We start from the raw sequence: 11,994 nt of genomic DNA, 5'->3' as shown, positions 1-11,994 counted from the left end.
GCTTAACGGTCCAGTACCCAGGCGATGATGGCCTTCAGGTCGGCATCGTTCACGCCTGTCTGGGGCGGCATGGGGGTGGGTCCCCAGGTACCCTTGCCGCCCTTTCGCACCTTCTCGAACAGACGCGCCGCAGCTCCCGATTCACCCTTGTATTTCTTCGCCACGGCCTTGTAGGCCGGCCCCACCATCTTCACCGCAACGTTGTGGCAGGCCAGGCAGCCGTTGGCCTTGGCCAGGGCTGCGCCGTCCGCGGCCTGGGTCGCCATGGGTGCCAGTCCCAGGGCCAGCACCCCAAAAACCCTGCTTTGCTTCCTCATGTCTTTCTCCTTCCACTCAGACCATTCCCACTGTATTCAATGGGTTATACCCAGGGATGCACGCATCCCGAGTATCCAGACTAGACCATTACGGCCCTGCCCGTAGGCGCCGGAGGGCGGAGGGGCGGATGCTACAATGCCTCCCTTTTAGGCAGCGCCACCATACCCCATGCCAAACCGCAGCGCCGAACTCCTTGCCTTGGCCACCCGCCGCATCCTCATCCTGGACGGCGCCATGGGCACCATGATCCAGCGCTACAAGCTGCAGGAGGCGGACTATCGCGGCACCCGCTTCGCCGACTGGCCCAGCGACCTGAAGGGCAATAACGACCTGCTGCTGCTGACCAAGCCGGAAGTCATCCGTGAAATCCACGGCCAGTACCTGGCCGCCGGCGCGGACATCCTGGAGACCAACACCTTCAACGCCAACAGCATTTCCATGGCCGACTACGGCATGGAAGAGCTGGTGTACGAGCTGAATTTCGAGGGGGCCAGGCTGGCCCGCTCCGTGGCGGACGAGTACACGGCGCAAACCCCGGACAAGCCCCGTTTCGTGGCCGGGGTGCTGGGCCCCACCAGCCGCACCGCCACCATCTCACCAGACGTGAACGACCCGGGCTTCCGCAACGTCAGCTTCGACCAGCTGGTGGACACCTATTACGTGGCCACCGACGGCCTGGTGAAGGGCGGCGCGGACCTGCTGCTCATCGAGACCATCTTCGACACCCTGAACGCCAAGGCGGCGGTGTTCGCGGTGAAGAAGTACTTCGACGACACGGGGGAAATCCGCCCCATCATGATCTCCGGCACCATCACCGACGCCTCGGGCCGCACCCTGTCCGGCCAGACGGTGGAGGCCTTCTGGAACAGCCTGCGCCACGCCGAGCCCTTCTCCTTCGGCTTCAACTGCGCCCTGGGGGCCAAGGACCTGCGCCAGCACGTGGCGGAAATCGCCGCCAAGGCGGACTGCCTGGTGTCCGCCCACGCCAACGCGGGCCTGCCCAACGCCTTCGGCGGCTATGACGAGACGCCGGAACAGATGGCCACAGCCATGCGCGAATGGGCGGAACACGGCTTCCTCAACATCGTCGGCGGCTGCTGCGGCACCACGCCGGACCACATCCGGGCCATCGCCGAGGCGGTGGCGCCCTTCCCGCCCCGCACCCCGCCCGCCATCGAGCCGAAACTGCGCATCTCGGGCCTGGAGCCCTACAACCTGGGGGCCGGCGACCTGTTCTGCAACGTGGGGGAGCGCACCAACGTCACCGGCTCCGCCAAGTTCAAGCGCCTGGTGCTGGAAGCCAGGTACGACGAGGCCCTGGACGTGGCCCGCCAGCAGGTGGAGGCCGGCGCCCAGGTCATCGACATCAACATGGACGAGGCCATGCTGGACGGCGATGCCGCCATGGTGCGCTTCCTCCACCTCATCGCCAGCGAGCCGGACATCGCCCGGGCGCCCATCATGCTGGACTCCTCCAAGTGGTCCATCATCGAGGCCGGCCTGAAGTGCGTGCAGGGCAAGCCCATCATCAACTCCATCTCCCTGAAGGAAGGGGAGGCGGCCTTCGTGGAGAAGGCCACCCTGGCCCGGCGCTACGGCGCGGCGGTCATCGTCATGGCCTTCGACGAAACGGGCCAGGCGGACACCTACGCCCGCAAGGTGGAAATCTGCCAGCGGGCCTACAAGCTGCTTACCGAGCAGTTGGGCTTCCCGGCCGAGGACATCATCTTCGACCCCAACATCTTCGCCGTGGCCACGGGCATCGAGGAACACGCCAACTACGCCGTGTACTTCATCGAGGCGACGCGCTGGATCCGCACCCACCTGCCCCACGCCCACATCTCCGGCGGGGTGAGCAACGTCTCCTTCTCCTTCCGGGGCAACGAACCCCTGCGCGAGGCCATCCACACCGTGTTCCTCTATCACGCCATCCAGGCGGGCATGGACATGGGCATCGTCAACGCCGGCCAGCTGGGCATCTACGACGAGATTCCCGCCGACCTGCGCGCCCTGGTTGAGGACGTGGTGCTGAACCGCCGCCCCGACGCGGGGGACCGCCTGGTGGCCGCCGCCGATACCGTGAAGGGCCAGGCCAAGGAGTCCACCGAGGATTTGAGCTGGCGCGAGAAGCCCGTGGGCGAGCGCCTGACCCATGCGCTGGTGAAGGGCATCACCGCCTATATCGAGGCGGATACGGAAGAGTGCAGGCAGTCCTTCGACCACCCGGTGAAGGTCATCGAAGGCCCCCTCATGGATGGCATGAACGTGGTGGGGGACCTGTTTGGCGCCGGCAAGATGTTCCTGCCCCAGGTGGTGAAGTCCGCCCGGGTCATGAAACAGGCCGTGGCCTACCTCACGCCCTACATCGAGGCCACCAAGACCGAGGCCCAGGCCAAGGGCCGCATCCTCATGGCCACGGTGAAAGGGGACGTGCACGACATCGGCAAGAACATCGTCGGCGTGGTGCTGGGCTGCAACGCCTATGACGTCATCGACCTGGGGGTCATGGTGCCGGCGGACCGGATCCTGGACACCGCCGAAGCCGAGAAGGTGGACATCATCGGCCTGTCCGGCCTCATCACTCCGTCCCTGGAAGAGATGAGCCACATCGCCGCCGAGATGCAGCGCCGGGGCATGGCGCAGCCCTTGTTGATCGGCGGCGCCACCACCAGCCTGGCCCACACGGCGGTAAAGATCGACACCCACTACGAAGGGCCCGTGGTGTACGTGAAGGATGCCAGCCGAGCCGTGGGCGTGTGCACCCAGCTGCTGTCCCCGGACCTGCGCGGCGACTTCATCGCCAAGACCAAGGCGGACTACGTGGGCGTGCGGGAACGCCATGCCGCCCAGCAGGGGGAGAGCAAGCGCATTCCCCTGGCGGCGGCCCGGGCCAACAAGTTCAAGACAAACTGGGCAGCCACCCAGCCGGGTGCCGAGGCCCACGCCTGCCCCGCCTGCGACGTGGCCACGGCCGTCGCCCACGCCTACACACCGCCCGTGCCCAAGGCCCTGGGCATGCAGGCCATGCGTGACTACGACCTGGCCGAACTGGCCCAATACATCGACTGGACCCCCTTCTTCCAGGCCTGGGAGCTCCACGGCCGCTATCCGAAGATTCTGGAGGACGAGGTGGTGGGCGAGGAGGCCCGCAAGCTGTTCGCCGACGCCCGGGCCATGCTGGAAAGGATCATTGCCGAGAAGTGGGTGGAAGCCCGGGCCGTGGTGGGTATCTTCCCCGCCAACACGGTGAACGATGACGACATCGAAATCTACGTGGACGAGGCCCGCTCCGAGACCCTCATGACCTGGCACAACCTGCGCCAGCAGATGCAGCGTCCAGCGGGCCAGCCCAACTGGTGCCTGGCGGACTTCATCGCCCCCAAGGAAACCGGTGTGCTGGACTACATCGGCGCCTTCGTGGTTACCGCCGGCATCCGCGAAGAGGAAAAGGTCAAGGAGTTCCAGGCCCAGCACGACGACTACCAGGCCATCCTGTTCAAGGCCCTGTGCGACCGCCTGGCGGAGGCCTTCGCCGAACGCCTGCACCAGCGGGTGCGCACCCAGTTCTGGGGCTACGCCCCGGAGGAGAACCTCTCCAACGAGCAGCTCGTGAGCGAGGAATATCGCGGCATCCGCCCCGCCCCCGGCTATCCCGCCTGCCCCGAGCACTCGGAGAAGGGCCCCCTGTTCGAGCTGCTGGACGCCACCGCCAACATCGGCGTCTCCCTCACGGAAAGCTATGCCATGCTGCCCCTGGCCTCCGTATCCGGTTTCTACTTCAGCCACCCCGACAGCCGCTACTTCGCCGTTGCCAAGATCGACAAGGACCAGGTGGAGAATTACGCCCGCCGCAAGGGCTGGGACCTGAACACCGCGGAACGCTGGCTGGCCCCCAACCTTGGCTACGGCAGGTAAACCACCGCCCATGGCCGACGAGCACAAGCTGTTGATCGACACCCTTCACCTGCCCCAGGGCAAGGGGGTCCTGGGCCTGACCCATTGCCCTGGACGATGCCAGACCGAAGCGAGTGCCGGCTTGCCAAGGCGGGACCTGGCCATGGACCTGTCCTCCATCCGCGCCTGGGGAGCCACCGTCCTGGTCACCCTCATCGAGGCCCACGAGTTCGAGCAGATGCGGGTGGAGCACCTGGGGGAGATGGCCGAGGCGGAAGGCCTGGAATGGCACCACCTGCCCATCCCCGACATGGACGTGCCCGACTGGCATTTCGGCACGCGCTGGTTCTATTCCGGCCTGCGCCTGCGCCGCCTGTTGCGCCAGGGGGGCCGGGTGGTGCTCCACTGCAAGGCCGGCCTGGGCCGGGCGGGCACCATCGCCGCCCACCTGCTCGTGGAACTGGGCATGCCCCCCGCCGAAGCCGTGTCCCAGGTGCGCCGTGCCCGGCCGGGGGCGATCCAGACCCGTGCCCAGGAGGAGCACGTACACGGTGTATCCAAGATCAACGCCCGGCAGGACGAGGCCATGGCCCACCGCCTTGCCTGCCTGCTGGGGGGGGCCCTGGGCGACGGCTTCGGTTACCCCGTTGAATATGACAAGGTGGCCGCCATCCAGCGCCGCTTCGGTGGCGGCGGCCTGCGCATCCCCCAGTACGAGCACGGCCAGATGGTGGTGTCCGGCATCACCCAGCTGACTCTCTTCACCCTGGAAGGCCTGACCCGGGCTCATCTGCGCAAGGAAACCGACGATGACAGCCTGCTGCGCCAGGTCCGCACGTCCTACATGGACTGGCTGGAAACACAGGGAGGCAAAGCCCTGGGCAACGAGGCCAGCCGGCTGATGAAGCACGCCGCCCTGCACGTGCGCCGCTCCCAGGGCAAGACCTGCAAGGTGGCCCTGGAAGCCGGCGGCCTGGGCTCGCCGGATGCCCCCATCAATGACAGCAAGGGCAGCGGCGGGATCGTGCGCATCGCCCCGGTGGCATTGATGCCCAACATGGATGCCGGCCGGGCATTCAGCCTGGGCCTGCGCGCCGCCGCCCTGACCCATGGACACCCCAGCGCCTATCTGCCTGCAGGCATCCTCGCCGCCGCCCTGTGCCTGCTGCTGCAAGGCAAGACGGCACCCGAGGCCTTCCAGCGGGCCAGGGAACTGGCCCAGGGCCACGCCGGCTGCGGGGATACCATCGCCCGGCTGGACGCGGCCCTGGAGGCCGCGAAGCGCCACCACCTGGCCCACATCCCACCGACCCTGGGACAGGGCTGGGCGGGGGATGAGGCCCTGGCCATCGGCCACTATGCCACCAGCCGCAGCCTGGATTTCGCCAAGGTCATGGCCACCGCCGCCAACCAGGACGGGGACTCTGCCGCCGCCGCCGCCATCGCCGGCCAGTTGTACGGCACCCAGTTCGGCCTGGAGCACCTGCCCCATGCCTGGATCCGACGCCTGGACGTCCTGGACTCCCTCTGCGACGTGATGGAATGGGGCCAGGAGCTATGGACCGGGCCTGCAGCATCGTGACGTCGCCCTTCGCCTCCACCGCCGACCTGGAGCAACGGTTTTCCAAAGGGCTGGCGGACATGCTTGCGGAGCATGACGGCCTGGGTGTGTACGTCCTCTGCCTGGCCAACGCCGCCTATGATGACGGCCTGTGGGCACGACTGCGCGAGCCCCTGGCCCGGCGTCACCAGTCCCACGCCCGGGATATCTCTGATGCCCTGCGCCAGGGCCGCCGCCTGACGGAGCCCGATGACGACCTGATGGTGTTTCTAAAGCTCCTGGCCATCGGTTTCGACGGGGTGGAGACCACCTCCCGGCGACAGGCCGGGCCCTGGCACATCCAGTTCAACCCCATCCGCGCCCTTCGGCCGCCCAGGGCCAGCGGCGGCAGGGTGGAGGGACTGCGCCGCCCCTTCGATGCCGCCGGCTTTCACTTCAACAAGCCCTTCCTGGCAAAGGAGGTGCTGTGGGAAGGCGACCTGGCCGGCAAACCGGCAAGGGTGCTGTACAACAAGTTCCCCTTCGCTCCCCTGCATGGCCTGGTGGTGCCGGAACCCTTGCTCGGACGGCCCCAGTGGCTCACCCCGGAACTCCATGGCTGGGCCTGGGACACCGTGGCCGAGATGGGTGGCCGGCTGCCGGGCATCGGCCTTGCCTATAACAGCCTGGGGGCCCAGGCCTCGGTGAACCACCTGCACTTCCAGAGCTTCCTGGGAGCGGAAAAACTCCCAGCGCTTGACTCCCGGTTCGCCCATAACGGCGGTGCGGAGTCCTATCCCCTGCCCTGCCAGGTTTCGGACGAGCCGGAGGCGGCCTGGTTCCTGCTGGACGAGCTGCACCAGCGGGACGTGCCCTACAACCTCGTCTATACCCAAGGCCGGGTGCACATCCTCCCCCGACTGGCCCAGGGCAAGCACCCTACCCCGCCCTGGGGCGCGGGACTGGCCTGGAGCGAACTGGCCGGCAGCATGACGGTCTTCAGCCGGGAAGATTTCGAGGCACTGGCGGAACCGGACATCACGGCGGCGCTCTCAGCCCTGGCGCCCTGAGTTTCCATGCGCCAGCGTCCCCGACGCGCCCCTTTCACCCGTTTCCTAGTCATGGCATTGTTCGCAGAAATGAAACAACCCCCTGACTCGCTCCGCTCGTTTCCCCCCGGGGGGGAGGTCAGTTCCTTCGGTACGGCCGTGCGGAACTGACATGAAACAACCCCCTGACTCGCTCCGCTCGTTTCCCCCCGGGGGGGAGGTCAGTTCCTTCGGTATGGCCGTGCGGAACTGACATGCCACCGCGCCTGATCCTTCTTCTTCGCCGCCTTATTCATTACGCCTTCCATGCGGCGGGCGGGGCGGTGATCGTCGTGAGCCTGGTGGCCCTGGCGCTGAAGTTCTGGTTCATGCCTGACGTGGACCGGTTCCGGCCTGAACTGGAAGCCGCCGCAAGCCGGGTCGTGGGGGTGCCGGTACGCATCGGCGCCCTGGCGGCGGACTGGCATGGCATCAACCCGCGCCTCACCCTGCGGGACGTGCGCCTGATCCCCGCCGCCGGCGAGCCCCTGGTGCTCCCCCACGTGGAGGCGGTGGGCTCCTGGTTGTCCCTGGCCCTGCTGGAGCCCCGCCTGCGGCGCCTGGACCTGGAGCAGGCCCGTTTTCCCCTGCGCCGCGCCCCGGACGGCATCATCTACCTGGCGGGCATCCCCATCAACGGGCCCGGCGGCCCCAGCCCCTTCCCCGACTGGCTGATGCGCCAGTCCCGCATCGTCGTCAAGGATGCCCAGGTGGGCTGGGTGGACGAGAAACTGGGGGCCCCACCCCTGCAGTTAAACGGGGTGCGCCTGCTCATGGAGAACGGTTTTGGGCACCACCGCTTCGGCGGCGTGGCCCAGCCTTCCGGCGGAGCGAACCGCCTGGACCTGCGGGGCGACTTCCGGGGCAAGTCCGTGCATCAGCCCCAAAGCTGGAGCGGTCGTTTTTATGCCCAGGTGGGGCAAGCCCGATTCGGGGAATGGTCCCACTGGGTGCCCTGGGCGCAGGATGCGGTGAAAAGCGGTCTTGGCGACCTGCGCTTCTGGTTCGACCTGCAGCAGGGGAACGTGGTGGAACTCACCGGAGATGCCCGCTTGAGCGACGTCAGCCTGAGCATCCGACAGGACCTGCCAGAGCTGCGTTTTGAAGACCTGGAGGGTCGCATAGGGTGGGCCCGCGAGAATGTCAGCCATACCGTGACCGTGGACAGGCTACGCTTCAAACTTCCGGACACCCCCCTTACCGCGCCGGCCAGCCTGCGCGTCAACCTCACTCCCGACGACCGGGGAAGCTTCAGCCGGGTGGAGGCCGAGGCGGGCAACCTGCGCCTGGAAGCCCTCACGGCCCTGTCCGGAGCCCTGCCCCTGCCCCGCCAAGGGCATGATCTCATCGAATCCCTCGCGCCCCGGGGTCTGGTGGAAAGCGCCCGGGGCCATTGGGCAGGCCCCCGTGATTACGCCCTGCACCTGGACATCAGGGAAGGCGGCGCCCGGGCCTATGCCTCTCTGCCGGGCCTTTCCGGCCTGGACCTGAAGGTGGACGCTGACCAGAAGGGCGGCAAGGCCACCCTGACGGGCCGTGACTTCCGCCTGGACTGGCCCCAGGTCTTCCGCCACGAACTGGGCTTCACCGGGCTGGACGTGCAGACGGACTGGCGCCTCAACGGCCAGGTGCGGGATATTTCCTTCCAGGCCAGGCGACTGGCCAACGCCAACCTGGACGGCACGGCCCAGGGCAGCATCCGCTTGCCAGAGCGTGGCAGCCCCGTGGTGGACATCAGCGCCCACCTGAGACGGGGCGAGGCCAACGCGGTATATCGCTACCTGCCTCACGCGGTGTCCGAGAATGCCTACAACTGGCTCCGCCGGGGCCTGCTGTCAGGTCATTCCGACGACACCCGCCTGACCCTGAAAGGCGACCTGGCCCACTTCCCCTTCGATCGGGGGCATGGGGAATTCCGGGTCAGCGTGCGCATGGTTGATGGCGTATTGGACTACGCCCCGGGCTGGCCCCGCATAGAGGGCGTCCATGGCATGCTGACTTTCCACGACAAGGCCATGAGCCTGGTGGCCGACCGCGGACGCATCATGGCGGCCCAGCTGGGTCCCGTGAAGGTGGGAATCCCGGACCTGCACTACTCGCCGGAAGAAATCGTCCGGGTGGAGGGATACGCCAGGGGCGAGACCCAGGCCTTCCTGGACTTCGTGCGCCAGTCCCCCGTGGACGGCTACACAGGCCATTTCATCAGCCCCTTCTCCGCCCAGGGCCCGGGCGTGCTGGCCCTGAAACTGGCCATGCCGGTGAAGCGCACCGAGGACACCACCGTGGGTGGCGCCTTCACCTTCCAGAACAACACCTTAAGGCCTGGCGGCAAGCTGCCCGAGCTCAGCCGGGTCAACGGCGCCATCACCTTCACGGAAAAAGCCGTCCGTGGGCAAGGCATCCAGCTACGGGTGCTGGACATGCCCGCCCGTTTGGACCTGGACAACCAGGCAGGTGGCCTCCATGTCCACCTGGCGGGCAATGCCAGCGCCGAGGCCCTGCGCCCCCACCTGCCCGGGCTGCTGGCAGGAAGGGTACGTGGCGCGGCGTCCTGGCAGGCGGACATCGGCCTCAACGCCAATGGTCAGACCGCCGGCCTCAGCCTGGCCTCGGACCTGGTGGGCCTGGCCCTGGACCTGCCCGCTCCCCTGGGCAAGGCCGCAGCCCAGAGCATGGCCCTCCAGGTCAATCATCAGCCCGAGGCGGACGGCGGCGACCGGGTCACGGCCCGCTACGGCAGCCTGGCCCAGGTGAACGCCAGGTTGCCCAGGGCCGGCGAGGCCCGGGTCAACCTGCACCTGGGTGCGGGGGAGGCATCGGAACCCATGGAGCCGGGCCTGTGGCTCAACGGCAACCTGCGCTTCCTGGACCTGGATACCTGGCGACGCCAGGACTGGGGCCTGGCTGCTCTTGGAACGGACGACAAGCATCCCCTGCCCTTCCGCCAGGCAAGCCTCACCTTCGGCGAGCTGCTGATCCTCGACCGCCGGCTGCATGACACCCACATCCGCCTCCAGCCCTCCGGCAAGAGCTGGAGCCTGCAGATGGCTGGCAAGGAAATGACGGGGGAACTGGTCACCGTGCCCGAGCAGCGGGGCCAGCGTCTGCTGGCCAACTTCAAGCGCCTTTCCCTGCCGGACCCGGAAAACACCGTGGCACTGACCACCCCGAATGGTTCCGGCGACAGCATGCGCCTGACCAACGTGGAGCTCAAAGTCCAGTCCCTGGCCTGGAAGAAGCGTGAACTGGGTGAGATGCGCCTGCGCCTGTCACCGGTGAAGACGGGCTTCCAGGTGGACCATTTCCTGCTCTCGCCACCGGAAGGACGCCTGGAAGGCAAGGGCATGGTGTCGGACCATTCCCGCCGCCCCACCCAGCTACAATTGAAGCTTTCCACCCAGAACCTGGGCAAGCTCCTGGCCCGCCTGGGTTACCAGGACGCCATCCGGGGGGGCGAGGCGGAGTTGAGCGGCACCCTGGGCTGGATGGGCAGCCCGGAGGACTTCGAAGCACGCACCCTGGAAGGGGACCTGGAACTCAGTGCCCGCAAGGGTCAGTTCCTCAAGGTGGACCCCGGCGCCGGACGCCTGGTGGGCGTGCTGAGCCTGCAGTCCCTTCCCCGCCGCATCAACCTGGACTTCCGTGACGTATTCTCCCAGGGATTCGCGTTCGACGAGATTGCCGGTAAGGTCCACCTGGAAAAGGGCACCGCCTACACCAAGGACCTGCGCATGAACGGCCCGGCCGCCAAGGTCCGCATGAGCGGACTGGTCAACCTGGCCCAGGAGACCCAGAGCCTGACCCTGCAGATCCAGCCCCGGCTGGAAGATACCGTGGCTGTGGCCAGCGCCATCCTGGGGGGGCCGGCCGTGGGCCTGGGCGCCCTGCTGGCCAACAAGGTGCTGAAGAACCCCATTGGCCAGGCTGCAGGCTTCGAATACACCGTCTCCGGATCCTGGAAGGAGCCGGTCATCGCCAAGGTGCCGCGCAAGGCCACAAGCCTCCAGGGGGAATCCGCGCCCTAGGAGTTGCCGCTGGTCCGATGGGCACCCTAAATCTCGCATAAATATTGCCCGGGCGGGATTTCCTTGTGTACCCTCGGACCATTCCTCCCGCGCAGTCAGGAAACGCCCGTGAACCGCCCCACCAAGAGCACCGCCAAGACCTCCAGCTTCGCCAAGGCCCGTACCCGCGCGGTGGCCAGGCCGATGCCGGAAGCCGGCAAGGAAGCCCATAGCATCGTACGCATGGCGGCCGTGCAAATGGCCTCCGGCCCAAATGTGGCCGCCAACCTGGCAGAGGCGGAACGCCTCATCGGCATGGCGGTGGGGGCGGGGGCGCGACTGGTGGTCCTGCCGGAATATTTCGCCATCATGGGCCTGAAGGACACGGACAAGGTGGCTACCCGGGAAACTGCGGGCAAGGGTCCGATCCAGAAATTCCTCGCCACCCAGGCCAAGAAGCACGGCATCTGGCTGGCTGGCGCGGGCGTACCCCTGGCCTGCGACAATCCCAAGAAGGTGCGCAACAGCTGCCTGGTGTACGACGACAAGGGACGCCAGGTGGCCCGCTACGACAAGATCCACCTGTTCGGCCTGGCCCTGGGCACCGAGCATTACAAGGAGCAGAACACCATCGAGGCCGGCGACCAGGTGGTGGTGGTGGACACCCCCTTTGGCCGCATCGGCCTGTCCATCTGCTATGACCTGCGCTTTCCCGAGCTGTACCGGGCCATGGGCGACGTGGACATCATCCTGGTGCCCTCCGCCTTCACGGCCACCACGGGCAAGGCCCATTTCGAAACCCTGGTGCGGGCCCGGGCCATCGAGAACCTGGCCTATGTCATTGCTCCCGCCCAGGGTGGCTACCATGTATCCGGCCGGGAGACCCACGGCGATTCCATGATCGTGGATCCCTGGGGCAACATCCTGGACCGCCTGCCCCGGGGCTCCGGCGTGGTAGTGGCCGCCATCAACCCCACCTATCAGGAAGGCCTGCGCAAGAGCCTGCCGGCCCTGAAGCATCGCACCCTGGATTGCCGCGGCAAGACCAAGGTGGAAATCATCAAAGCGTGAACGCCCCCGGCAGGTGACGGGCCGGAACCATTCGGGGCCCCGCCCCACCCATCTACATTCCTACCCCGCGCCCATACCC

6 protein-coding genes are annotated in these 11,994 nt (G+C 67.2%); 5 read left to right on the top strand and 1 reads right to left on the bottom strand.

Going from position 1 to position 11,994, the window contains the following annotated elements:
* Nucleotides 1-2: 2 nt before the first annotated feature.
* Nucleotides 3-266 carry a c-type cytochrome gene (locus H6935_12325; protein MCP5279131.1) on the bottom strand — a complete coding sequence of 88 codons (264 nt, stop codon included), beginning with the start codon at nt 264-266 and terminating at the stop codon, nt 3-5.
* 220 nt (nt 267-486) lie between these two features.
* Between H6935_12325 and metH the strand changes: the two genes are divergently transcribed.
* The 5 genes from metH to H6935_12300 all read left to right on the top strand — a co-directional run bounded on the left by metH (nt 487) and on the right by H6935_12300 (nt 11,915).
* Nucleotides 487-4,233 carry a methionine synthase gene (gene metH / locus H6935_12320; protein ID MCP5279130.1) on the top strand — a complete coding sequence of 1,249 codons (3,747 nt, stop codon included), beginning with the start codon at nt 487-489 and terminating at the stop codon, nt 4,231-4,233.
* 10 nt (nt 4,234-4,243) lie between these two features.
* Nucleotides 4,244-5,794: an ADP-ribosylglycohydrolase family protein gene (locus H6935_12315; GenBank protein MCP5279129.1), complete on the top strand. Its 1,551-nt coding sequence runs from the start codon at nt 4,244-4,246 to the stop codon at nt 5,792-5,794.
* Nucleotides 5,770-6,822 carry a hypothetical protein gene (locus H6935_12310; GenBank protein ID MCP5279128.1) on the top strand — a complete coding sequence of 351 codons (1,053 nt, stop codon included), beginning with the start codon at nt 5,770-5,772 and terminating at the stop codon, nt 6,820-6,822. The genes H6935_12315 and H6935_12310 overlap by 25 nt, the downstream gene beginning before the upstream one ends.
* Before the next feature lie 233 nt (nt 6,823-7,055).
* Nucleotides 7,056-10,865 (top strand): TIGR02099 family protein, encoded by a 3,810-nt coding sequence (locus H6935_12305; GenBank protein MCP5279127.1) that lies wholly within the window; start codon nt 7,056-7,058, stop codon nt 10,863-10,865.
* Between the two features lie 183 nt (nt 10,866-11,048).
* Nucleotides 11,049-11,915 (top strand): carbon-nitrogen hydrolase family protein, encoded by an 867-nt coding sequence (locus tag H6935_12300; GenBank protein MCP5279126.1) that lies wholly within the window; start codon nt 11,049-11,051, stop codon nt 11,913-11,915.
* Nucleotides 11,916-11,994: the final 79 nt, after the last annotated feature.

Source organism: Thiobacillus sp., from assembly GCA_024235835.1.
Taxonomy (GTDB): Bacteria; Pseudomonadota; Gammaproteobacteria; order Burkholderiales; family Thiobacillaceae; genus PFJX01.
The sequence above is the reverse complement of the archived record's forward strand: the minus strand, read 5'-3'. Positions and strand labels throughout refer to the sequence as shown.